Genomic DNA, 23,460 nt, shown 5'->3' on the forward strand with positions numbered 1-23,460 from the left:
CTTCGGCCGCGGGCTTCGCCCGGGCCGCAGCGAGCGGGTCGGGTCCGCGGGTCCGGTCCAGCGCTCAGCGGACGACGCGGGCGACGTACTCCGCGTGGCGCTCCTGCCAGGTGGGCAGCCAGCGCTCGAGCCAGGCGTCCCAGTCCTGGCCCGTGCCGTCGAGGGCCTCGGCGAGGTGGTCGAGGTGCAGGTGCCAGCCTGCGAGCGACATGGCGACGAAGCGCTCCTCCTCCGGGCGGATCAGGTCGATGAACCTCAGCCGCGTGCCGGCATCCGTGGCCTGGAGCTCCCAGCGCAGCAGGCCGTGCTCGGAGTTGGTGAATTCGAGAACCTGCTCGGGTTCCCACACGGTCACGGCTCCCGGCCACCAGGTTCCGGCCTCGGGAGAGTTGAGCCAGCGCAGGTCGAAACGTCCGCCGACCCGCGGCTCGATCCTCGCGTCTGCCCACCACAGCCGGGTGAGTGCTGGATCCGTGAGCATGGACCAGACCGCGCCGACCGGATGACCGTAGTCACGCACGAAGCTGATGCGCCAGTCCTCGTCGATCCTCTCGACTGAGCCCAGGGAGGCGACGGCGCCGTCTTCAGCGCGTGCAGGCTCGGGCAGGTGCCGCCCGCTCATGTCGGTCTCCTCTCGGACCTCGGCCCGAGTGCCGCCTCCGTGATGCGGTTGGTCATGCCGGAGAAGATGACGCCGTGGAACGGCCAGACGGCCCACCAGTACAGGCGACCGGTCAATCCCTTGGGGAAGTAGATGGCGCGCTGGCGGTACACCGATCCGCCGCCGTCAGCGGGCTCGGCCGACATCTCGAGCCAGGCCCTGCCCGGCAGGCGCATCTCGGCGCGCAGGCGCAGCAGGTGCCCGCGTTCGATCCGCTCCACCCGCCAGAAGTCGAGGGCGTCGCCGGTGTTCAGGGTGCCGGCATCGCGACGTCCACGGCGCAGCCCCACTCCCCCGACGAGCCAGTCCATCCAGCCACGGATCGCCCAGGCGAGCGGGAACGAGTACCAGCCGTTCTTGCCGCCGACCCCCTCGATGACCCTCCACAGATCGGCGGGCGCTGCAGCAGTGCGCCGCTCGCGCACGTCCGTGTAGACGAGGGTGCCCGCCCAGTCGGGATCGCTCGGCAACGGGTCGCTCGGCGCGCCCTCGACCGCGGAGTCGCGCCAGCTGGTCTCGACCTCTCCGTCGCGTTCGCGCTGCAGGGCCAGGCGAACGGCCCGCCTGTAGCCAGTCAGCCCCTCAGCGGGCGGCGGGATGACGGCGTCGATGTCGTGCTCGCGCACGACGCAGTCGACCTGCAGCGACTCGATGATGGGCACGGCGAGCGAACGCGGGATGGGCGTGACCAGGTTCACCCACTGCGAGGCCAGCCAGGGAGTGAGGACCGGGAGCGCCGCGATGGGCCGCTGACGCAGGCCGGACTCGAGGGCGTAGCCGTTCATCATCTGGCCGTAGCGCAGCACGTCGGGCCCGCCGATGTCGAAGGTGCGGTTGACGCGGGCGTCGACGGATGCCGCCTCGATCAGGTAGTGCAGCACGTCGCGCACCGCGATCGGCTGGATGAAGTTGCGCACCCATTTCGGCGCCGGCATGTAGGGCAGCACCTCGGTGAGATGGCGGATCATCTCGAAGGAGGTCGAGCCCGATCCGATCACGACCCCGGCCTGCAGCACGATCGACGGCACCCCCGATCCGATGAGGATGCGGCCGACCTCGACCCGCGACCGCAGGTGCTTCGAGAGCGGAACGCCGTCGGGATGCAGACCGCCGAGGTAGACGATGCGTCCGACACCCGCCGCGAACGCCGCATCGGCCAGAGTCGTGGCAATGGCGCGTTCCCGCGCCTCGAAGTCTCCGCCACCACCTCCCATGGAATGAACGAGGTAGTAGAGGACGTCGGCCCCCTCGGATGCCGCACGGGCCGTCGCTGCATCCGTCAGGTCGCCCGTGACGAGCTCGACCTGCTCGGACCACGGGACGTCGGAGAGCCGGTCGGGGTTGCGCACGACGACACGCACCCTGAAACCCGCCTCGATGAGGCGCGGGACGAGGCGACCGCCGATGTAGCCGGTGGCCCCCGTGACGACCGCGAGTCGTGACGCGGCGTTCGTCACCGACGCTCGTTGCCGCGCTTGTAGTTGCCGGTGGCCTTGGCGAGCAGCAGCTGCGCTGATCGTTCATCGGCCGACGCCAGCGACGTGACGAGTCTGGTAGCCGACGCTCCGCTCACGGTGACGACGGTGCGGCCGCCGCGGGCGACCAGGACCTGGCCACCGCTCGTGACGCGATAGTCGAACGGGTCGCTCTCGAGGCGACCGCGGGCATCTGTTCCTCCGTTGGACATGATTCGAGCTTAAGCGCAGAACCCCCGAACGTGAACCCCGTTCGGGGGTGCGGCGAGAGAGCCGTTCGCTGAGGGCCGGACGAAGTCCGCGCCCGAAGCGCACGGCGGAAGCACGACCCGAGGACGCTTCTGCTAGATCAGGCCCTTCGTGTGCCAGACGGTCTTGGTCTCGGTGAACGCCGTGATGCGCTCGAGCGACGGAGCAGCGGCATCCGAACCGTTCTCGGGCTGGAGCACCCGCTTCAGGGTGTCTGCAGCCGAGATCTGCAGGTCGATCCACTCGAGGTCACCGGCACCGACGAGGTCGAGCGCGTTCACGTCGGCGTGGCTGGCGAGCCACGGCGCGATCTCGGCCGGCGACCCGGTGAGGATGTTCACCACTCCCCCGGGAACGTCGCTGGTGGCGAGCACCTCGGAGAGGCTGATCGCGGAGAGCGGCAGCTTCTCGCTGGCGACCACGACGACGGTGTTCCCCGCGACGAGCGCCGGGGCGACCGCGGAGACCAGGCCGAGCAGCGACGAGTCCTGCGGCGCGATGATCGCGACGACTCCCGTGGGCTCGGGAACGGAGATGTTGAAGTACGGGCCGGCGACGGGGTTGCCGTTGCCGGCGACCTGGGCGTACTTGTCCGCCCAGCCCGCGTACCAGACCCAACGGTCGATCGCCGTGTCGACCTGTGCGGTGGCCGCTGCCGTCGTGACGCCCTCGGCGTCGACGATCTCGGCGATGAACTGGGCGCGACGGCCCTCGAGCAGCTCGGCGATGCGGTAGAGCACCTGGCCGCGGTTGTACGAGGTCTGTCCCGACCAGCCGCCGACAGCGGCGCGGGCGGCCACGACGGCATCGCGGGCGTCCTTGCGCGAGGCCTGGGCGGCGTTCGCGAGGAAGGCGCCCTTCGCACTCACGATCTCGTAGACGCGACCCGACTCGCTGCGCGGGAACTTTCCGCCGATGTAGAGCTTGTAGGTCTTCGGCACGGCCAGGCGGGTCATTTCGCGGCTCCCTTGGTGATGGCGGCGGATCGTGAGGTCACGGCGGCAGCCGACGACGCTGGCTTGAGGTATGCCGCGAGGCCGTGGCGACCGCCCTCGCGGCCGTAGCCGGACTCCTTGTAGCCGCCGAACGGCGACGCGGGGTCGAAGCGGTTGAAGGTGTTGGCCCACACCACACCGGCGCGCAGCTTGTCGGCCACCGCGAGGATGCGGCTGCCCTTGTCGCTCCAGATGCCAGCCGAGAGGCCGTACGGCGTGTTGTTGGCCTTTGCGATGGCCTCGGCCGGGGTGCGGAAGGTGAGAACCGAGAGCACGGGTCCGAAGATCTCATCGCGGGCGATGCGGTGGCTGGTGGAGACGTTCGTGAAGATCGTCGGCGCGTACCAGAATCCGTTCTCGGGGATGGCGCAGTCGGCCTGCCAGCGCTCGGCGCCCTCCTCGACGCCGATGTCGCTGAGCTCGCGGATGCGCTCCAGCTGCTCGCGCGAGTTGATGGCGCCGATGTCGGTGTTCTTGTCGAGCGGGTCGCCGAGGCGCAGTGTCGACAGGCGGTCCTTGAGGCGGTCGACGACCTCGTCGTGGATCGACTCCTGCACGAGCAGACGGCTGCCTGCGCAGCAGACGTGGCCCTGGTTGAAGAAGATGCCGTTGACGATGCCCTCGACCGCCTGGTCGATGGGGGCGTCGTCGAAGACGATGTTCGCGGCCTTGCCCCCCAGCTCGAGCGTGAGCTTCTTGGAGGTGCCGGCGACCTGCTTGGCGATGGCGCGACCCACGGCGGTCGACCCAGTGAAGGCGACCTTGTCGACATCCGGATGCGCGACCAGAGCGGCACCGGTGTCACCGGCGCCGGTGATGATGTTGACGACTCCGGGCGGCAGGTCGGCCTGCTGCACGATCTCGGCGAACAGCAGCGCTGTGAGCGGAGTGGTCTCCGCCGGCTTCAGCACGACGGTGTTGCCTGCGGCCAACGCCGGGGCGATCTTCCACGCGAGCATGAGCAGCGGGAAGTTCCACGGGATGACCTGGGCTGCGACACCGAGCGAGGCGGGGTTGGCGCCGAGACCGGCGTGGTCGAGCTTGTCTGCCCAGCCGGCGTAGTAGAAGAACCACGCGGCCACCAGCGGCACGTCGACGTCGCGGCTCTCCTTGATCGGCTTGCCGTTGTCGAGCGACTCGGCCACGGCGAGCTCACGGGCGCGCTCCTGCACGAGTCGGGCGATGCGGAACAGGTACTTGCCGCGGTCGCTGCCCGACATGCGCGACCACACCTTGGAGTGGGCGCGGCGCGCTGCGGCGACGGCGGCGTCGACGTCCGTCTCCGATGCCGTCGCGATGGTGGCGATGTGCTCTTCGGTCGCCGGGGAGATGGTCTGGAACGGGGTGCCGTTTCCAGCTCGCCACTCGCCGTCGATGAACAGGCCGTAGTCGCTGCGGAGGTTGAGGACGGCGCGGGATTCGGGCGCCGGGGCGTAATCGAGGAATGTCATGTCTCTTGCCTTAATCGATCGTCACGTAGTCGGGGCCGGAGTAGTGGCCTGTCGTCATCTTCTGGCGCTGCAGCAGCACGTCGTTGAGCAGGCTCGAGGCTCCGAAGCGGAACAGGTGCGGCGTGAGCCACTCCTCCCCTACGGTCTCCGCCACTGTCACGAGGTACTTGATGGCGTCTTTGGACGTGCGGATGCCGCCGGCGGGCTTCACGCCGATCCTCTGACCGGTGAGCTTGTGCCAGTCGCGCACCACCTCGAGCATCGACAGGGTCACGGGGAGAGTCGCGGCCGGGGCCACCTTGCCCGTCGAGGTCTTGATGAAGTCGCCGCCGGCGAGGATGGCGAGCCAGGACGCCCGGCGCACGTTGTCGTAGGTGTTGAGCTCGCCGGTCTCGAGGATGACCTTGAGGTGGGCGTAGCTGCCGTCGGCACGGCGGCACGCCTCCTTGACGGCCACGATCTCGTCGTAGACCTCGCCGTAGCGGCCCATGAGGAACGCGCCGCGGTCGATGACCATGTCGATCTCGTCCGCGCCCGCCGACACGGCGTCGGACGTGTCCTCGAGCTTGATCGAGCGGGAGGACCGCCCGCTGGGGAATGCCGTGGCGACGGCGGCGACCGAGATGCCACCGGCATCCGGGTCTCCATGAGCCGAGCCGAGGGCCTCGACAGCGTGGGGAACCATGTCTCCGTAGACGCAGACGGCGGCGACGCGGGGGGTGCTCAGGTCGCTCGGGTCCGGTGTGAGCGCCTTCGCGACGAGCGAGCGCACCTTGCCGCGGGTGTCTGCACCCTCGAGGGTGGTCAGGTCGATGAGCTCGATGATCCTGTCGAGGGCCCACTTCTTCGAGGTGGTCTTGATGGAGCGGGTGCCGAGGCCGGCAGCGCGCTGCTCGAGGCCGACGGCGTCGACTCCGGGGATTCCGTGCAGGAAGCGGCGCAGGTTGGCGTCGGTGGCTTCGCCGCCGATCACGGAGAGCGCCTGCTCCCTCTGGACGATCTGGGTTCCGGTCATGGTGTTCCTTGCCTGTTGTACGTCGGTGCTCTGAGTACGTGGATGCTCGGGGTGGTCAGTGCTCGTCGAGCAGGCTGATGGCGGTGGCCTCATCGGTGACGAGCACGGTGCAGAGGCCGCTGCGCACCACGGCGTTGGCGACGGCGTGCTTGCCGGCTCCGGCTATAACGGCGATGCTGCGGTCGGATGCGCGGAGCCTGTCGTGCGAGAGGCCGACGGTGCGCGCGTCGAGGCTGGGATCGACGATGTTGCCGTCGGCGTCGATGTAGCGGCCGACGACGTCGCCGACAGCGCCCTTGCGCACGAGTTCGTGGACGTCGTCGACGGTGAGGTAGCCGCTGTCGACCAGCACGGAGTGCTCATCGGCCGTGCCTGCCGAGTAGAGGTAGGCGTTGGCACTCGCAGCCATCTCGAGCACGGCCGAGACGGCGCGGTCGCCCTCGATGGCGAGCTTGGTCTCGAGCCTCTCGAGAATGGCGGGGCTCGGCAGCAGGGTGGCCTGGCCGCCGGCCTTCTGGGCGATGGTGACAGCCGTGGTGGCTGCAGTGCCCGCGCGGCGGTTGAGGCTGACGCCGCCATTGATCTGCACGACGTTGACGCCGGTCGACCAGCCGTCCTTGAGATGCTCGGAGACCTCGTACAGGGTGCGGCCCCACGAGATGCCGAGGGTGCGCGGGATGGGACGGATGGAGGCGAGGTAGTCGGCCGCGGCCTGTGCCGTGCGCGCCTGCAGCTCCTCCTCGCCTGTGATGCCTGCCGTGGAGACCACGATGGCGTCCTTCAGGCCGCGCTCCTCGCGGAGGCGGCGCTCGATGGGGAGCCGGCGGGCGCGCGGATGCACGATCTCGATGCGGATGAAGCCGTTGGTCTTCGCCTGCGCGAGGAGCCGACCCACCTTCCAGCGGGTGAGGCGGAGGATCGACCCGATCTCGTCCTGGGTCTTGTCCTCTTCGTAGTAGAGCTCGGCCGCGCGGATGCTGAGCAGTTCGTCGGACTCGATCATCGGCCACCTCCTGCACTGCGTTGCCGTCCCCTCCAGCGTAGGCAGGGTGCGTGCGCGTTTCAACACTCGTAGGCATGTTTGCTCATATGAGCAGCATTCGCTGGTTGAGTAGGCCGCGAGCGCAGCCACTCCTGCTCGCTGAGGGCCGAGCGAAGCCAGACCTGCTCGCTGAGGGCCGAGCGAAGCGACCGCCCGAAGCGGGTGCGGGAGGCACACCGAGGAGCGCTTCGACCGCGGACTTCGTCCGGGCCTCAGCGAGCGGGTGGGCGGGCGGGCCTACTCGGAACGACGGCGCTGGCGACGCTCATGCGCATCCTCCAGCAGGTGCGGCCGCGCGACGACGACCCCGGCGAAGGCTCCGGCCACCGCCGTCACCATGAGGAATACCAGCGGAACGGTCCAGCCGCCACTGGTCTCGTGCAGGATGCCGACCACCAGGGGGCCGATAGCGCCGATCGTGTAGCCGATGCCCTGCACGAAGCCGCTGAGGGCCACGGATCCGGCGTGAGTGCGGGTGCGCAGGTTGATGAGGACGAGGGCGAGCGGGAACAGGAGCGGTCCGGCACCGGCGAAGGCAACCCAGAGCCAGGTCGCCGTCGCCGGGATGAGCAGGAGCCCGAGATAGCCGACGAGGAAGAACACGACCCCGGCGTAGACGAGGATGCCGACGTTGCGCATCCGCGTTGCCAGCCAGGGAATCAGCAGCCCGGCGGGCAGCCCCATCGCGGCGAACAGCGAGAGCAGGGCGCCGGCCTGTGCGGGCGTCGTGCCCGCTGTGTCGTCGAGCAGGCTGGGCAGCCAGGCGAACATCGCGTAGGCGTTCAGCGACGACACGGCGAACACCACGGCGAGCGCCCACGCGATCGACGAGTGCCAGACCCGGCCCATGAGCGTCGCCTCGGCGTGCTCGGGCTGCGGGTCGGCTGACCCCGTGCGGTGCCGGACGACGAGGGCCACCCACGGGATGAGGGCGGCGAACGCGAAGATCGCCCACATGCCGAGCGAGACGCGCCAGCCAGCGGAGTCCGCGACGGGCACGGCGACGAGCGCCGGGATGAACGTGCTGAAGCTCAGCAGTGTCACGTACACCGAGGTGACGAGCCCGACCCTGTCGGGGAAGTACTTCTTCACCAGCGGCGGCAGCAGAACATTGCCCACCCCGAGCCCGGCGAAGGTGATCGCACTACCCACCAGCAGCAGCACCGCGTTGGGAGCGAACCCGCGAGCCAGGTGGCCGACCACCATCGCGATGATGGCGGCGATGAGCACCCGTTCAAGCCCGAACCGCCTGGTGAACACGGGCGAGAGGATGCCGAACACCGCGAAGCAGACCGGCGGCAGCATGCCGAGCACGCCGATGATGGTGGGCGTGAGTGCCAGTTCGGCGTTGATCTCGTCGACGATGGGCGAGAGCGCCGCCACGGCCGTGCGCAGGTCGAGAGCGACGAGGAGGATGCCGAGAAGGGCGAGGGTACGACCGGCCCAGAGCGGTCGCTGCTGGGTCGTCGTCACCGATCCAGTCTAGGCTGGCGGTCATGGCGGACTTCGCACGGTACCTCCCGCTCAGCGCCAGGCCCCCGCAGGACGAGACCGGTGTCTCGAGTCATTGGGGCGCCGACATCGCCGCCGTTCTCGAGGCCGTCGCCGACCTTCTCGCCGTGCAGTCGCCTGCCGCGCTGGACACCCCGAGCCTGCATCCGGGATGGAGCGTGCGCGACGTCGCGGGCTACCTGTCGTGGCGTCTCGCGGTGCCCACGGGTGAACTGGTGCGCGCCACGTCGCTGGCCCTCGTCGAGAACGGCTTCAGCCAGCGCCGGGTGTCGGAGTCGTTCGCCCGGCGAGGTGCAGACCTGCCCCCCGTCGAACTCATCGCCGCCCTGCGCGCCATCGCCATCGACAAGCGCGCCGACATCGGACGCACGAGCATCCGCGAGCTCGCGATCGCCGTCGTCGGCGGCCTCGACATCACCGGACCGCTCGGGGCGGTGCTGCCGCTTCGCCCTGCGGCATCCGGAGCCGTCGCCCTGCGACGAGCCCTGAACGGGCCCACCGAGATCAAGGCCGTCATCCGCGACCGCTCCCTCACGGCGACGGATGCCGAGTGGAGCTTCGGCCGCGGACCGGCCATGAGCGACACGGCCGAGGCGATCCTGCTGTTCCTCTACGAACGCAGCGACAGAGCACCGGGTTCCGGCGCCGGCGCCTGACGCCGACGTCTGCCGAGCCGACCGGCTCCGGTCAGGTCAGGAGTTCGCGGGCCGCGTCGACGTCGGACTGGATCTTCTCGATCAGCGCGTCGATGCCCGTGAAGGCCCACATGCCCCGGATGCGGTGGGCGAACTCGACAGTCACGACATGGTCGTAGAGGTCGAGGTCCTCGTCGATCACGTACGCCTCGACCTGCTTGTGCGGCACGCCTTCGAAGGTCGGGTTGTTTCCCACCGAGATGGCAGCGGGGTAGCGAACGCCGCCGTCGATGAGGTGGCCGGCGTAGACGCCGTCGGCCGGGATGAGCCCCTCCGACTCCGGCGACAGGTTGGCCGTCGGGAAGCCGAGCTCGCGGCCGCGAGCTGCCCCGTGCACGACGACCCCGCGCACGGACGGCACATGGCCGAGCAGTGCCTCGGCGGCCGCGACATCGCCCTCGTCGAGCAGGCTGCGGATCCAGGTCGATGAGACGCGGTGCTCGCCGTCGGGCCGCACGTCGTCGATGACGTCGACGGTGAATCCTGATGCGGCTCCCAGTTCGCCGAGGAGCGCGACGTCGCCGGCGCCCTTCGCACCGAACCTGAAGTCGCTGCCGACGAGCACCCGGCGGGCGCCGAGCCCGTCGACCAGCACCCGGCGCACGAAGTCCTCGGGGCTCTGCGCGGCGAAGGCCTCGTCGAAGGCCACCAGCAGGGTCGCGTCGACGCCGGTCTCCCCCAGCAGTTCGAGCTTCTGATCGGTGCTGACGAGCGAGGCCGGGCACTTCTCGGGGTTCAGCAGGGCGAGCGGGTTGCGATCGAAGGTCACCACGACGGCGGCGAGGCCGTCGCTGTCAGCCGTCGCGCGCAGTCGATCGATGACGGCGCGGTGGCCTGCGTGCACGCCGTCGAACTTGCCGATGGTGACGACGGATGCCGGTCTGTCGGCCGGGACGGCGCCCAGGCCGTCGTAGACGATCATGCGGCGGCTCCTGGCGCGCCCGGCGTCACGGCCGCAGAGGGCTCGGGCGCCTCGGGCGCCGGCCGGTGCTTCGCCAGCCACCAGAGGCCGAGCATCGGGAGCACCAGCGGGATGAACAGGTAGCCGGCGCCGAACAGCGTCCAGACGGTGGAGGTGCGCCCGAACGGGTTCCCCGTTCCAGCTCCGAGAAGGTCGGGGGCGACGAGCGTGATGGTGCCGACGACGAGCACGCCGATGAGTTCGAAGGTGATGGCGATCCACGCGACCCGATACCAGACGCGTCCCGGAGCGACGAGCGAGATCGTCGCGACGATGTACACGAGCGCGGACAGCCCCGACAGGGTGAACGCGACGGGGGCCTCGTCGAAGCGCTCGATGATCTGCACGGCGGTGCGTCCGGTGGCGGCGAGGGCCAGGATGCCGTAGACGGCGACCAGCACGCGACCCACTCCGCTCATGCGCGGCGTGGGCGGGGTGGCGGCATCCGCGCTGCGCGGGGCGATCGTGTCAGGCATGTCGCCTCCAATTATTGCAAGCGAAGACTACAGACCCTGCACGAACCAGATCTGGGTCATGCGGTAGACCATGATCGCCACGGCCAGGCAGACGACACCGATGACGACCGTGCTCCAGCGGGAGCGCTCGATGAGCGCCCAGAAGCCGCCGGCCACGGGCAGCAGCGCGGCCGAGATGAGGTAGACCCAGTACTCGAGCAGGCTGCCGCTCGGCTCGTTCCCGACGAGCGGAGCCACGATCGAGATGATGATCTGGACGATGAGCAGGAGCTCGACGACGACGAGCGGACCCATCGTCAGGTCGCTGGGCTTGCGTCCGATCAAGCCCAGGACGATCGCGAGCAGGGCGCCGACCACGGCCACGGCGATCTGCACGCCGGCGAACCAGGCGATCACGAGGCGTCCGTCGAGGACGCGGCATCCGTCGGGAAGTTCACGATGCTCTTGTACGAGGCACCGCGGAACTCGATGAGTCCGACGAGGCGTCCGTCGGGAGCGATGGCGGCGAGGGTTCCGGATGCCGGTGCCGCATCGCCCTCCGGGGTGATGCGCTTGCCGTGGCCGAGGTCGATGGCCTCCTGCTCGGTGAGGTCGAACACGGGGAACAGCTGACGCGCGGCCTCGGCAGGCGGGATGAGCGCCGACGCGACGTCGACGGTCTCGAGCTCGCCGGCATCCGTCACCCGGAACGGTCCCACCCGCGTGCGCCTGAGCGCGGTGAGGTGGCCGCCGATGCCGAGGCCCATGCCGAGGTCGCGCGCGAGGGCCCGGATGTACGTGCCCGACGAGCACTCGACGCGCACCTCGAGGTCGAGGTAGCCGTCGACAGGCGTCGTCGAGAGCAGTTCGAAGGTCGAGACCGTGACAGGACGCGCCTTCAGCTCGACGGTCTCCCCGGCGCGTACCCTGGCGTAGGCGCGCTTGCCGTCGACCTTGATGGCGCTGACCGCGCTCGGGACCTGCTCGATCTCGCCGGTGAGGATGCCCATCACCCGGCGGATGTCATCGGCCGTGACGGCGTCGACGGCTGCAGCACGAGCCTTGCCGAGTTCCTGGCCTTCAGCGTCGTCGGTCGTCGTCGACGAACCGAGCCTGATGGTGGCCGTGTACTCCTTGTCGACACCGACGATGTAGGTGAGCAGTCGTGTCGAGCTCTCGATGCCGAGGATCAGGAGACCTGTGGCCATCGGGTCGAGGGTGCCGGCGTGCCCGACCTTGCGCGTGCCGGCCAGGCGCCGCGTGCGGGCCACAGCGTCGTGGCTGGTCCAGCCCTGCGGCTTGTCGAGGAGCAGGATGCCGCTGGAAGTCACGCCTTCGAGGATATCAGCGCGGGGTTGCCGGCCAGCCCGTCGCGCACGAGGGCGAGCTTGTCGCCGAAGGTGCAGGTGAGCAGCTCGATCGCGTCGGCGTCCTCGTCGAGGCTCTCGGTGATACCGGTGGCCAGCAGGGTGTTGATGAGCATGCCCTCGGCGAGGAACTCGCGGATCTGCACGGGTTCGAAGCCGCCCTCGTCGCGGAGTGCCTTGTAGATGCGCATGAAGCCGGCGCGGGCGACCGGCCCGATGCGCGGATCGGAGCCGAGCATGAATCCCTGCATGAGGGAGAGCATGATGCCGCGATCCTCGATCAGGTCGACGTAGGCGGCGCCGATGCGTGCACTGACGGGGCGCGGGTCGTCGGTGTCGGCCATCGCCGCGCGGAACACCTCGAGGATGCGGTCGCCCGTGCGCTCCATCACCTCGACGAAGAGGTTCTCCTTGCTGCCGAACATGCGCACCACGTACGGCTGGCTGATGCCTGCGGCCTTCGCCACCTGGTCGGTCGTCGCTCCTGCATAGCCGAGTTCGCCGAACACGTTCGTCGCCGCGTCGAGGATGAGCTCGCGCCGTTCGGCGGCCGGGATGCGGCTGGCCGGGAGGCGATCGTCGACGGACGATGACGAGGGGGCTGAGCGGATCATGCTTGACATGTTATCAGTCGATAACTAATGTCCATCTTGTAATCATCCGATTACCTCTTGAGAACACCATCGCTCGAAGGATTACACCCGATGTCTTCGCTGTCCGCAACCGCCCGTCGCGTTCCGACGTGGCTCGCCATCGTCGCCGCGAGCCTGCCCATGTTCATGGCGACCCTCGACAACCTCGTGATCACCAACGCCCTGCCCGCGATCCGCCTCGACCTCGGTGCCTCCATCGAGGAGCTCCAGTGGTTCGTTAACGCCTTCACCCTCGCCTTCGCGACGTTCATCCTCGCGGCGGCCGCCCTCGGTGATCGCATCGGTCGCCGCACCGTCTTCGTCGCCGGCATCGTGATCTTCACCCTCGCCAGCGTGATGGCGGCGCTCAGCACGGAACCGTGGCAGCTCATCGCCGCCCGAGCCGTGCAGGGGTTCGGCGCCGCCGGCATCATGCCGCTCTCGCTCACTCTGATCGCCGGATCCGTATCGGCCAGAATGCGCCCGGCCGCCATCGGCATCTGGGGCGGCGTCGCCGGACTCGGTGTGGCCACGGGCCCGCTCGTCGGCGGCGCCGTCATCGAGGGCTGGAACTGGGAGGCCATCTTCTGGCTGAACATCCCGATCGGCATCATCGCGGTGCCCCTCGCTCTCCTCGCCCTGCCGAACACCCTGGGTGCCCGTCTGCGGGTCGACGTCGTCGGCGTGCTCCTGGCCGGCCTCGGGGTGCTGGGGATCGTGTTCGGGATCGTGCGCGGAAACGACGCCGGCTGGGACAGCGCCGAGGTGCTCGGCGCCCTGGGCCTCGGAACCGTCCTGCTCGCGGTCTTCCTGTTCTGGGAGTCGCGCACCCCCGCTCCCCTGCTGCCGCTGCGGCTGTTCCGTGACCGCAGCTTCTCCGTCGCGAACATCGTCGGCTTCGCCTTCAGCTTCGGCATGTTCGGAACCATCTTCATCCTGATCCAGTTCCTGCAGATCGTTCAGGGAGACTCGCCATTGGGTGCTGCAGTGAAGACCATGCCGTGGACCCTCGCCCCCATGGTGGTCGCCCCTCTCGCCGGCCTGTTCTCGGCCCGCGTCGGCACCCGTGCGCTCGTCGTGACGGGGCTCGCCTTCGAGGCGATCGCGCTCACCTGGCTGGGGCTCACGCTCTCGGCCGACGTGTCGTACGCCACCCTCGTGGCGCCGTTCATCGTCGCCGGAGTGGGCATGGGCCTCGTCTTCGCCCCGAGCGCCACCGCGGTGCTGGCGTCGATGCCCGAGGCCGACACCGCCAAGGCGTCCGGCACCAACTCGACCCTGCGTGAAGTGGGCATCGCCCTCGGCGTCGCCGTCCTGACGGCGGTGTTCGTGGGTGCTGGCGGGGAGCTCACCCCGACGGGCTACGTCGACGCGGCGATCCCGGCCGTGTTCACCGGTGCCGCGGTGCTGCTGCTCGCCGTCATCGCGGCGCTGTTCCTTCCGGCCGGTCGAGGCACCCACACGGCATCCGACGTCCCATCGACGCCGACCGATGCCGCGTTCGAGCCTGTCGTTCGGGAGGCCGTAACCTCGAAGGCATGAGAATCGGGATCATCGGGGCCGGCGCGCTCGGAGGCACCTTCGCGGTGCTGCTCGAACGGGCCGGCCACGAGATCCAGGTGACCGCCCGCGGGTCGGGGCTCGCCGCCATCCGGGCCGGGGCCATCCGACTCTCGGGTGGTTTCGGAGATGGCCACGGACATCCGGATGCCGCCCCGACCCTCTCCGGTGCATTCGACCTCGTGCTCGTCTGCACGAAGGCGCAGGACGCGGAGGACGCCATCGCGGCGAACGCCGCCGTCGTGAACGGCTCGCCCGTGATCGTGGTGCAGAACGGCCTCGACGGGGTTCGCACGGCGACCCGTCTCCTGCCGGACTCCGACTGCTTCGGGGCACTGTCGATCATCGCGGCGAATTACACCGAGCCCGGCGTCGTGCGCGTCACGACCCGGGCAGCCACCTATCTCGGGCGCGGCTCGGGGCCGGCCGACCCAGCATCGAAGCGCTGGGCCGCCGTGCTCTCGGAGGCGGTGCCCGTCATCGCCGTCGACGACTTCATCGGGTCGCAGTGGACGAAGCTCGTCGTCAACATGCTGAACGGCCTGCCCGCGATCACGGGTCTGAGCGTGCAGGAGATCATCGCCGACAGGGGTCTGCGACGCGTGCTCACGGCGAGCATGCGCGAGGCCGTGCGCACGGGCATGGCCCGGGGCATCAGGTTCGGATCGTTGCAGGGTCTCAGCGACTCCCGGCTGCGATTCTTCTCACGACTGCCGCTTGTTCTCGGGCAGGCGTTGCCCCGCTCGATGGGCGTGCGCATGGGCTCCGTACCGAACCTCGGGTCGACACTGCAGAGCCTGCGACGCGGACAGCGCACCGAGATCGACTTCCTCAACGGCGCCATCGTTCGCGAGGCGGATGCCGCGGGGGCGAAGGCGCCCGTGAACGCGGCGATCGTGGAGCAGGTGCACGAGGTCGAGGCGTCGGGCACCTCGATCGGTCGCGACGAGGTGCTGCGGCGCATCGCCGTTCGCTGAGGGCCGAGCGAAACGACCGCCCGAAGCGCCCTCGACGGGCGCGAACGTCGGGCTGCGCTTCGGCCGCGGACTCCGTCCGGGCCTCGGCGACCGGGGTTCGCTCAGCAGCTGTCGAGGAACAGGCGTCGCGGCCTCGACCGCTCGGTGTTGTCGATCACGGCGGTCGCGAAGCGGCGCGGATGCTCCTTCACCGAGTACAGGATGTCGGCCTCGTCCGTGGGCTCGTCGTCGAGGTAGGCGCTCCAGTTCCACAGCGGCCGCAACTCGGGGCGGTGGGCGAAGCGTCCGTCGACGATGAGAGTGGCATCCGGCGGACCCGTGATCCACTTCGGGATGATCCGGTCGTCGCGCGTCGGGTCGAATGCCTTGGTGACGAATCCCGTGCTGCCCGCCAGACGGAACGGCTCGAGCAGCACGCGTCGCAGCAACGAGTAGTCGAAGCCGTAGCTGTAATAGCGCTCGGCCGTCTCCGGTCCGAACGCGGCCTGCTCCTCGCGCGAGCGGTGGAAATGCTCGAGGCTCGCCCTGAACACCGGGTGCCCGCGCTCCGTGAAGACGGCGGCCAGGTCGTCGCCGAACTCGGTCTTGCCGCTGCGCACCGGCCCATCGATCGCCACCACTGTGCGACCGCGCCCGTAGTTGTGCAGGATCTCATCGGCGAGCGACCGCAGATACCTGATGCGAGGGGTGGTCACGAGCTCCATGTCCCGAGCCTAGTTGCGCTCGCCGATTCACCTAGGCTGAAACGGATGTCTCCCCTCGCGACCGCCGTCAACGACTGGTTCCGCAGCACCGGCCGCGACCTGCCGTGGCGCCGGCCGGGCTTCACCGCCTGGGGAACGCTGGTGAGCGAGTTCATGCTTCAGCAGACGTCCGTGAACCGCGTCATCCCGCACCTCGAGGCCTGGCTCGAGCGCTGGCCCGCACCGGCCGATCTCGCCGCCGTCCCGCCTGGCGAGGCCGTGCGCGCATGGGCGACCCTCGGCTACCCGCGCAGGGCGCTCTGGCTGCATCAGGCTGCTGTGCAGATCACGGAGCGGCACGACGGCACCGTGCCCGCCGACATCGCCGACCTCATCGCCCTCTCGGGCATCGGCGACTACACCTCGCGGGCGGTGGCCGTCTTCGCCTACGGCGAGCGGCATCCGGTTGTCGACACCAACACCAGACGCGTGATCGCGCGGGCTGTCCACGGGCGAGCGGATGCCGCTCCCCCGGCGAAGCGCGACCTCTCCGACATGGACGCGCTCCTCCCGGCAGACGACGTCGAGGCGCGCGTCTTCAACGCCGGCATGATGGAGCTCGGAGCGCTCGTCTGCGTGGCTCGCACGCCGCGCTGCGACTCCTGCCCCGTCGCCGATCTCTGCGCCTGGCGCGCGGCCGGTTACCCCGAGTACGACGGCCCGCGTACCCCCGTGCAGAAGAAGTTCGCCGGTTCGGACCGCCAGGTTCGGGGGCTCATCATGCGCGAGCTACGGGCCGCCCACGGTGCGGTGACGGATGCCGAGATCGCCACGCTCTGGACCGATGAGGCGCAGCTCGCCCGCGCCATCGCCGGCCTCCTGGCAGACGGGCTCGCAGTCTCGACGGCGAGCGGATACGTGCTGCCGTAGCGCCCGGGCATGACCTGGAGGGTCGGCGGCTTCTGTCGTTGCTCTGGGCTAGCGGGCCTCGTCGGCCTGCTCGGCCTCGACGGCGGCATCAGCCACGTCGAGGTCCTCGTCGTCCTCGAGCTCGCGCGGCTTCACGTACGGGTCGGCGTCGCCGGCGTACTCCGCCGTGCTCGCCTGCTCCGTCGTTGCAGTGTCGCGCTCGCGGGCCTCCTTGAGGAGACCCTCGATGAGCGCCGCATTCTCGGGGATCGCGTCGAGCTGGAACTGCAGGCTCGGCGTGAGCCTGGCCGTGATGTTCCGGCCGACCTCGCTGCGCAGCATTCCGGTTGCGGCGGCGAGGGCCGCGGCCGTGTCGGTGCGCTCCTCGTCGGTGCCGTAGACCGTGTAGAACACCGTCGCGTGCTGAAGGTCGCCCGTCACCTGGACGTCGGTGATGGTGACGAACCCCATACGGGGATCGCGCACGCCGCGCTCGAGGCGCTTCGCGATGATCACCTGGATGCGGTCGGCCATCTTCCTGGCGCGTGCCGGATCAGCCATGTCGTACTCCTCTCCACGGGTGCCACAGGGTGGGGGCCGGACCGAGGTCCGGCCCACCACGCACTGAGACTAGACCCGCGGCTTCTCCTTGAGCTCGATCGTCTCGATCTCGTCGCCGATCTGGATGTCGTTGAACTTGCCGAGACCGATACCAGCCTCGAAGTCCGTGCGCACCTCGGTGACGTCGTCCTTGAAGCGACGCAGCGACTCGATCGCGAGGTTGTCCCCCACGACGACGCCATCGCGGATGACGCGGGCCTTGGCGTTTCGGGTGATCGTTCCCGATCGCACGATGACACCGGCGATGTTGCCGAACTTCGAGGAGCGGAAGACCTCGCGGATCTCGGCCACACCGGACTGGACCTCTTCGTACTCGGGCTTGAGCATGCCCTTGAGCGAGCTCTCGATCTCGTCGATCGCGTTGTAGATGACCGAGTAGAAGCGGATGTCGACGCCCTCGCGAGCGGCGCGCTCGCGCGCCTTCGTGTCGGGACGCACGTTGAAGCCCACGATGATCGCGTTGTCGATCGTGGCCAGGTTGACGTCCGACTCCGTGATCGCACCGACACCGCGGTGGATGATGCGGAGCTGAACGCTGTCGTCGACCTCGATCTTGAGCAGCGACTCCTCGAGTGCCTCGACGGCACCGGAGACGTCACCCTTGATGATGAGGTTGAGCGACTCGACCTTGCCCTCTTCGAGTGCACGGGTGAAGTCCTCGAGCGAGATGCGCTTGCGGGCCTTGGCCAGCTGGGCGTTGCGCTCTGCGGCTTCGCGCTTCTCGGCGATCTGACGCGCGGTGCGGTCCTCCTCTGTGACGAGGAAGGTGTCACCGGCGCGGGGAACGCTCGAGAGGCCCTGCACCTGCACCGGACGCGACGGGAAGGCCTCGAGCACGGCGTTGCCGTCCTCGTCTGCCATCGCACGAACGCGACCGTAGGCGGTGCCGGCGACGATCGAGTCACCGACGCGGAGGGTACCCGACTGGATGAGCACGGTCGCCACGGCGCCGCGTCCCTTGTCGAGCTTGGCCTCGATGGCCACACCGCGGGCGTCCTTGTTCGGGTTCGCGCGCAGGTCGAGCCCGGCATCCGCTGTGAGCAGCACGGCGTCCAGGAGGTCCTGGATGCCGATGTCGTTGCGGGCCGACACGTCGACGAAGATGACCTCTCCGCCGTACTCCTCGGCCACGAGGCCGAACTCGGTGAGCTGCTGGCGCACCTTCTGCGGGTTGGCGTCAGCCTTGTCGATCTTGTTGACCGCGACCACGATCGGCACGTTGGCCGCCTGGGCGTGGTTCAGGGCCTCGATCGTCTGCGGCATGATGCCGTCATCGGCCGCGACCACGAGGATCGCGATGTCGGTGACCTGCGCACCACGAGCACGCATGGCGGTGAACGCCTCGTGACCCGGGGTGTCGATGAAGGTGATGGCGCGCTCGTGGCCCTCGTGCTCGGTCCAGACCTGGTAGGCACCGATGTGCTGGGTGATGCCACCGGCCTCGCCCTCGACGACGTTCGCCTTGCGGATGGCGTCGAGGAGGCGCGTCTTACCGTGGTCGACGTGACCCATGACGGTGACGACGGGCGGACGGATCTCGAGGTCCTCGTCGCCTTCACCGTCGAGCTCGGCATCGAGGTCGATGTCGAAGCCCTCGAGCAGCTCGCGGTCCTCTTCCTCGGGCGAGACGATCTGGATCTTGAAGCCCAGCTCCTCGCCGAGCACCTGGAAGGTGGCCTCGTCGAGCGACTCGGTCGCCGTGGCCATCTCACCGAGGTGGAACAGCACGGTGACCAGTGCACCGGGGTTGGCGTCGATCTTGTCGGCGAAGTCCGAGATGGATGCTCCGCGACGCAGACGAACCGGCGTGGTGCCGTTTCCGCGGGGAACGCTCACGCCGCCGAGCGACGGGGCTTCCCGCATCTCGAATTCGGCCCTCTTCGTACGCTTCGACTTCCGAGCCTTGCTCTTGCCGCCACCGCGACCGAACGCACCAGCGGTTCCACCGCCGGGGCCACGGCCACGACCGCCGCCACCCGCGGGACGCGGGCCGCCGAAGCCGCCACCGGCACCGGGTGCGCCGCCGCCACCGGGACGCTGGAAGCCCCCACCGGCCGGACGAGCGCCGGCACCGGCACCAGCGCCACCAGGGCGCTGCTGGAAGCCCGGACGCTGGCCGAAGCCACCGGGACGCGGTCCCTGGCCGGGTCCGCCGGGGCGCGGGGCGCCGGGACGGGGTGCCGCGGGACGCGGGATGTTGCCGGGGGTGGGCGAGGGTCGCTGACCCATGCCCTGGGCGCTGGCGAACGGGTTGTTGCCCGGACGCGGGATGTTGGTGGGTCGCTGACCCATGCCCTGGTTCGATGCGAACGGGTTGTTGCCCGGTCGAGCCGCGGGGGGCTTGGGGGCACCGGGACGCGGAGCCGACGATGCGGCGGCCTCGGGTGCGACCTCGGCAGCAGCCGGAGCAGCAGCCTCGGTCTTCGCGGCGGCAGCGGCGGCCTCGGCGGCAGCCTTCTCGGCAGCAGCCTTCTGCTCTGCCTCGGCCTGGCGCTCGGCGACGGTCTTCGGCGCCGTCGGCACGGGGCCGGCGGGAGCGTCAGTCGCAGCCTCGGCGGGAGCCGGGGCAGCGGGGGCCGGAGCCTTCGGGGCGGCCGGAGCCGGAGCCTTGGGGGCGGCCTTGGCAGCGGGGGCTGCCGGGGCGGGGGCGTCGTGCTTGGCGACACCGGCGGCCTCGAGGGCGGCCTTCAGACGGCGAGCGACCGGCGGTGCGATGCTCGACGACGGTCCCTTGACGTATTCGCCCATTTCCTTGAGCTTGTCAAGGGCGATCTTGCTGTCCACTCCGAGTTCGCTTGCGATCTCGTGGACGCGTGGATTTGCAGCCACAATTCTCCTGTTCTGGGCCTGCGCCCGAACAGGGGCAGACCATTAAAGACGGACGGGTCTCATTTCGAGCCGCTCATTAGTTGTCACTCATTAGTGATCACTGTGCCGTTCAGCCTGTTCTCTAAAGGGGATGCATCCAGGTTCCCGCTCACCCGCAGAGCACGCCCGAAGGCCCGTTTGCGGAGTGCGAGTTGGAAGCACGAGTCCGTCGGATGCAGCCACGCACCTCGGCCGGGCAGGACGGCGGTCTCATCGACCACGAGTTCTGATTCCCCGGCGACGATCCTCAGAAGTGAGGACCTCGGGGCGCGCGAACGGCATCCGATGCACGTTCTAACGGGTTCCACTTTACACCTATGGGCTGGGGGTCCGCCGTACCGCTACGGCAGCAACGATCCTGAAGGTCAGTCGTCTTCCAGAATCGAGTCGGGCTGGATGTCGATCTTCGCGCCCGTCAGCTTGGCGGCGAGCCGGGCGTTCTGGCCCTCCTTGCCGATGGCGAGCGACAGCTGGTAGTCGGGCACGAGAGCGCGCACGGCCTTGAGCGAGGCGTCGACGACGTAGGCGCTGGTGACCTTGGCCGGTGAGAGCGCGCTGGCGACGAAGGTGGGAAGGTCGTCGGAGTAGTCGACGATGTCGATCTTCTCGTTGTTGAGCTCTGCCGTGACGGCGCGTACCCGCTGGCCGAGCTCGCCGATGCAGGCGCCCTTGGCGTTCACGCCGGGCTCCATGGCACGCACCGCGATCTTCGAGCGGTGACCGGCCTCGCGGGCCAGCGACACGATCTCGACGACGCCGCTGGCGATCTCGGGAACCTCGAGTGCGAACAGCTTGCGCACGAGGGCGGGGTGGGTGCGCGAGACGGTGATCTGCGGACCCTTGAGTCCCTTCGACACGCTCGTCACGTAGACGCGGATGCGAGAGCCGTGGGCGTAGTCCTCACCCGGAACCTGCTCCTCGGGCGGCAGGATCGCCTCGACGGTGCCGAGGTCGACGTGGATCATGCGCGGGTTCGGTCCCTGCTGGATCACGCCGGCGACGATGTCGCCCTCACGTCCGCGGAACTCGCCCAGGATGGCGTCGTCGGCGATGTCGCGCAGGCGCTGGTTGATGACCTGCTTGGCGGCGAACGCACCGATGCGACCGAAGTCGTCCGGGGTGTCCTCGGCCTCGCCGATGATGTTGCCCTCTTCATCCATCTCGGGGATGAAGATCGAGACGTGACCGCTCTTGCGGTTGAGTTCGACTCGAGCGCCGGCCGGGTCGATGTGGCCGTGCGCGTTGGGGTTCACGTGCTTGAGATAGGCCGTGAGGATCGCCTGCTCGATGATGGTTACCAGTTCGTCGAAGGGGATCTCCTTCTCACGTTCCATCAGACGCAGTACGCCGAGGTCGATGTCCATCTCCGGCCTCCTCTATTCAGATCTCGTATTAACTTTTCGCCGACGTGGATGCGTCGAGCCGATCTTCTACGCTACCGGATTCCGGGGGCACTCGTCACCGTCTCCCCCGACCCGCGCCCGCGCACACGAGGAACGGGACCGGTGCGATTGCCCGCACGGTCCCGTTCCGCATCTCGCTCGTCATCGCGGACGAGCGGATGCCTCAGGCCAGGGCGTCGGCCACCTCGGTGATGGCGACGGGAGTGCGCTCCCCCGTCACCCGATCCCACAGCTCGACGACGCCCTCGGCGACGCCGCGGCCCGCGATCACGATCTTCGGGATGCCGATGAGCTCGGCGTCGCCGAACTTCACGCCGGGCGAGACCTTGGGGCGGTCGTCGTAGAGCACTGACCGGCCCGTGGCCTCGATGGCGGCGCAGACCTGCTCGGCGGCGGAGTACGCAGCGGGGTCCTTGCCCGTTGCCAGGACATAGACGTCGAATGGCGAGACTGCGGCGGGCCAGACGAGGCCCTTGTCGTCGTTGTTGCCCTCGGCGATGATCGCGAGGATGCGCGTGACGCCGATGCCATAGGAGCCCATCGTGACCGTGACCAGCTTGCCGTTCTCGTCGAGCACCTTGAGCCCGAGGACCTCGGCGTACTTGCGGCCGAGCTGGAAGACGTGGCCGATCTCCATGCCGCGCGCGAGCTCGACGGGGCCGGATCCATCGGGAGCCGGGTCGCCCGGTCGCACCTCTGCCGCCTCGATGGTGCCGTCGGCTGTGAAGTCGCGACCGGCCACGAGACCGAAGACGTGCTTCTGGTCGAGGTTCGCGCCGGTGATCCACTCGGTGCCGTCGACGATTCGGGGATCGAGCAGGAAGCGGACGCCTGAGGCCGACTCCTCGCCGAGCACGGCACCGGTGGGCGACCACGGGCCGATGTAGCCCTTGACCAGGGCGGGGTTCTTGGCGAAGTCCGCCTCGGTCGCCGGCTCGGCCTCGGCCGGGGCGAAGGCCACCTCGATGCGCTTCATGTCGACCTCGCGGTCGCCGGGCAGGCCGATGGCGACGAGCTCACGAGTGCCGTCGAGGTGCGTGAGCGCCAGCACGACGTTCTTGAGCGTGTCCGCAGCGGTCCACGCCCGGCCGTCGGGGCGCGGGTACTCGGCGTTCGCGAGATCGACGAGGGTCGCGATCGTGGGCGTGTTCGGGGAGTCGAGCACGACGGCAGCGGGCAGGCCGTCGATCGGGAGCGCATCCGGAACCTCGGTGACGTACGCCTCGACGTTGGCCGCGTAGCCTCCGGCCGAACGCACGAAGGTGTCCTCTCCGACGACTGTCGGGTGCAGGAACTCCTCGCTCTTCGAACCTCCCATGGCTCCGGCATCGGCCTTCACGATGACGTACTCGAGTCCGAGACGGGTGAAGATGCGCTCGTAGGCGTCGCGCTGGGCCTGGTAGCTCGCGTCGAGGCCGGCATCCGTGTAGTCGAAGGAGTAGGCGTCCTTCATGGTGAATTCGCGACCGCGGAGGAGGCCGGCGCGAGGGCGCGCCTCGTCGCGGTACTTGTCCTGGATCTGGTAGATCGACAGCGGCAGGTCCTTGTAGGAGTTGTAGAGGTCCTTGACGAGCAGGGTGAAGACCTCCTCGTGCGTGGGCGCGAGCAGGTAGTCGGCGCCCTTGCGGTCCTGCAGGCGGAACAGGCCGTCGCCGTACTCGGTCCAGCGCCCCGTCGCCTCATAGGGCTCGCGTGGCAGCAGGGCCGGGAAGTGCACCTCGTGAGCGCCGGCGTTCGTCATCTCCTCGCGGATGATGCGCTCGATCTTCTCCTTGACCCGCAGGCCGATCGGCAGCCAGGCGAACACGCCGGGAGCCTGACGGCGGATGTAGCCTGCCCGCACGAGCAGGCGGTGGCTGGTCACCTCGGCGTCGGAGGGGTCTTCGCGGAGGGTGCGGAGGAAGTAGTTGGTGAGACGTGTAGGCACCC

Annotated in this window: 23 protein-coding genes; 4 read left to right on the forward strand and 19 right to left on the reverse strand. The window is 69.2% G+C overall.

Going from position 1 to position 23,460, the window contains the following annotated elements; genetic code table 11:
* Positions 1-64: 64 nt before the first annotated feature.
* From AADV74_RS07395 to AADV74_RS07430, 8 genes are all read right to left on the reverse strand, one after another.
* Positions 65-622: an SRPBCC domain-containing protein gene (locus tag AADV74_RS07395; RefSeq protein WP_342112809.1), complete on the reverse strand. Its 558-nt coding sequence runs from the start codon at positions 620-622 to the stop codon at positions 65-67.
* Positions 619-2,118: an SDR family oxidoreductase gene (locus AADV74_RS07400; RefSeq protein ID WP_342112810.1), complete on the reverse strand. Its 1,500-nt coding sequence runs from the start codon at positions 2,116-2,118 to the stop codon at positions 619-621. Before AADV74_RS07400 ends, AADV74_RS07395 begins: the two co-directional genes overlap by 4 nt.
* The gene (locus tag AADV74_RS07405) at positions 2,115-2,348 is read right to left on the reverse strand and encodes a hypothetical protein (protein WP_342112811.1); all 234 of its coding nucleotides are present in this window, start codon (positions 2,346-2,348) and stop codon (positions 2,115-2,117) included. Before AADV74_RS07405 ends, AADV74_RS07400 begins: the two co-directional genes overlap by 4 nt.
* 132 nt (positions 2,349-2,480) lie before the next feature.
* Entirely contained in the window at positions 2,481-3,341 is an 861-nt protein-coding gene (locus AADV74_RS07410; RefSeq protein WP_342112812.1) for an aldehyde dehydrogenase family protein, read from the reverse strand.
* The gene (locus tag AADV74_RS07415; RefSeq protein ID WP_342112813.1) at positions 3,338-4,831 is read right to left on the reverse strand and encodes an aldehyde dehydrogenase family protein; all 1,494 of its coding nucleotides are present in this window, start codon (positions 4,829-4,831) and stop codon (positions 3,338-3,340) included. The genes AADV74_RS07410 and AADV74_RS07415 overlap by 4 nt, the downstream gene beginning before the upstream one ends.
* Before the next feature lie 10 nt (positions 4,832-4,841).
* Entirely contained in the window at positions 4,842-5,846 is a 1,005-nt protein-coding gene (gene deoC, locus AADV74_RS07420; protein ID WP_342112814.1) for a deoxyribose-phosphate aldolase, read from the reverse strand.
* Positions 5,847-5,901: 55 nt separating this feature from the next.
* A complete protein-coding gene (locus AADV74_RS07425) occupies positions 5,902-6,849 on the reverse strand; it encodes a sugar-binding transcriptional regulator (protein ID WP_342112815.1) in 948 nt (315 codons plus the stop codon).
* A 276-nt stretch (positions 6,850-7,125) separates the two neighbouring features.
* Positions 7,126-8,361: an MFS transporter gene (locus AADV74_RS07430; RefSeq protein ID WP_342112816.1), complete on the reverse strand. Its 1,236-nt coding sequence runs from the start codon at positions 8,359-8,361 to the stop codon at positions 7,126-7,128.
* A gap of 23 nt (positions 8,362-8,384) precedes the next feature.
* Here AADV74_RS07430 and AADV74_RS07435 point away from each other — a divergent pair, with 23 nt between their 5' ends.
* A complete protein-coding gene (locus AADV74_RS07435) occupies positions 8,385-9,056 on the forward strand; it encodes a maleylpyruvate isomerase N-terminal domain-containing protein (protein WP_342112817.1) in 672 nt (223 codons plus the stop codon).
* A 31-nt stretch (positions 9,057-9,087) separates the two neighbouring features.
* Here the strand turns inward: AADV74_RS07435 and AADV74_RS07440 are convergent, their stop codons facing one another.
* Genes AADV74_RS07440 through AADV74_RS07460 form a run of 5 tightly spaced genes read right to left on the reverse strand, consistent with a single transcriptional unit; the run spans position 9,088 to position 12,501 of the window.
* Positions 9,088-10,017, reverse strand: a complete 930-nt coding sequence (locus AADV74_RS07440; protein ID WP_342112818.1) for a bifunctional riboflavin kinase/FAD synthetase — start codon at positions 10,015-10,017, stop codon at positions 9,088-9,090.
* On the reverse strand, positions 10,014-10,532 hold the full coding sequence (locus AADV74_RS07445; protein ID WP_342112819.1) for a hypothetical protein: 519 nt from the start codon (positions 10,530-10,532) through the stop codon (positions 10,014-10,016). The genes AADV74_RS07440 and AADV74_RS07445 overlap by 4 nt, the downstream gene beginning before the upstream one ends.
* Before the next feature lie 27 nt (positions 10,533-10,559).
* Positions 10,560-10,928: a hypothetical protein gene (locus AADV74_RS07450; RefSeq protein WP_342112820.1), complete on the reverse strand. Its 369-nt coding sequence runs from the start codon at positions 10,926-10,928 to the stop codon at positions 10,560-10,562.
* Positions 10,925-11,842 carry a tRNA pseudouridine(55) synthase TruB gene (gene truB / locus AADV74_RS07455; protein WP_342112821.1) on the reverse strand — a complete coding sequence of 306 codons (918 nt, stop codon included), beginning with the start codon at positions 11,840-11,842 and terminating at the stop codon, positions 10,925-10,927. Before truB ends, AADV74_RS07450 begins: the two co-directional genes overlap by 4 nt.
* A complete protein-coding gene (locus AADV74_RS07460; RefSeq protein ID WP_342112822.1) occupies positions 11,839-12,501 on the reverse strand; it encodes a TetR/AcrR family transcriptional regulator in 663 nt (220 codons plus the stop codon). Before AADV74_RS07460 ends, truB begins: the two co-directional genes overlap by 4 nt.
* Before the next feature lie 81 nt (positions 12,502-12,582).
* On the opposite strand from AADV74_RS07460, the gene AADV74_RS07465 reads away from it, so the two are divergent.
* Positions 12,583-14,052, forward strand: coding sequence for a DHA2 family efflux MFS transporter permease subunit (locus AADV74_RS07465; RefSeq protein WP_342112823.1), 1,470 nt, complete (start codon positions 12,583-12,585; stop codon positions 14,050-14,052).
* Positions 14,049-15,047, forward strand: a complete 999-nt coding sequence (locus AADV74_RS07470) for a ketopantoate reductase family protein (RefSeq protein WP_342112824.1) — start codon at positions 14,049-14,051, stop codon at positions 15,045-15,047. The genes AADV74_RS07465 and AADV74_RS07470 overlap by 4 nt, the downstream gene beginning before the upstream one ends.
* A gap of 101 nt (positions 15,048-15,148) precedes the next feature.
* On the opposite strand, the gene AADV74_RS07475 is transcribed toward AADV74_RS07470, so the two are convergent.
* Positions 15,149-15,751, reverse strand: a complete 603-nt coding sequence (locus AADV74_RS07475) for a nucleoside/nucleotide kinase family protein (RefSeq protein WP_342112825.1) — start codon at positions 15,749-15,751, stop codon at positions 15,149-15,151.
* 45 nt (positions 15,752-15,796) lie between these two features.
* Here AADV74_RS07475 and AADV74_RS07480 point away from each other — a divergent pair, with 45 nt between their 5' ends.
* On the forward strand, positions 15,797-16,660 hold the full coding sequence (locus AADV74_RS07480; protein ID WP_342112826.1) for an HhH-GPD family protein: 864 nt from the start codon (positions 15,797-15,799) through the stop codon (positions 16,658-16,660).
* A gap of 48 nt (positions 16,661-16,708) precedes the next feature.
* On the opposite strand, the gene rbfA is transcribed toward AADV74_RS07480, so the two are convergent.
* The 5 genes from rbfA to AADV74_RS07505 all read right to left on the reverse strand — a co-directional run bounded on the left by rbfA (position 16,709) and on the right by AADV74_RS07505 (position 23,458).
* On the reverse strand, positions 16,709-17,200 hold the full coding sequence (rbfA, locus tag AADV74_RS07485; protein ID WP_342112827.1) for a 30S ribosome-binding factor RbfA: 492 nt from the start codon (positions 17,198-17,200) through the stop codon (positions 16,709-16,711).
* A 69-nt stretch (positions 17,201-17,269) separates the two neighbouring features.
* Positions 17,270-20,089: a translation initiation factor IF-2 gene (gene infB / locus AADV74_RS07490; protein ID WP_342112828.1), complete on the reverse strand. Its 2,820-nt coding sequence runs from the start codon at positions 20,087-20,089 to the stop codon at positions 17,270-17,272.
* 83 nt (positions 20,090-20,172) lie between these two features.
* Complete coding sequence (locus tag AADV74_RS07495; RefSeq protein ID WP_082513326.1) at positions 20,173-20,436, reverse strand: YlxR family protein; 264 nt, start codon at positions 20,434-20,436, stop codon at positions 20,173-20,175.
* Between the two features lie 57 nt (positions 20,437-20,493).
* Positions 20,494-21,492 carry a transcription termination factor NusA gene (gene nusA / locus AADV74_RS07500; RefSeq protein WP_342112829.1) on the reverse strand — a complete coding sequence of 333 codons (999 nt, stop codon included), beginning with the start codon at positions 21,490-21,492 and terminating at the stop codon, positions 20,494-20,496.
* A gap of 202 nt (positions 21,493-21,694) precedes the next feature.
* The gene (locus tag AADV74_RS07505) at positions 21,695-23,458 is read right to left on the reverse strand and encodes a proline--tRNA ligase (RefSeq protein WP_342112830.1); all 1,764 of its coding nucleotides are present in this window, start codon (positions 23,456-23,458) and stop codon (positions 21,695-21,697) included.
* Positions 23,459-23,460: the final 2 nt, after the last annotated feature.

Source organism: Leifsonia stereocauli (assembly GCF_038432415.1).
GTDB classification, from domain to species: domain Bacteria; phylum Actinomycetota; class Actinomycetes; order Actinomycetales; family Microbacteriaceae; genus Orlajensenia; species Orlajensenia stereocauli.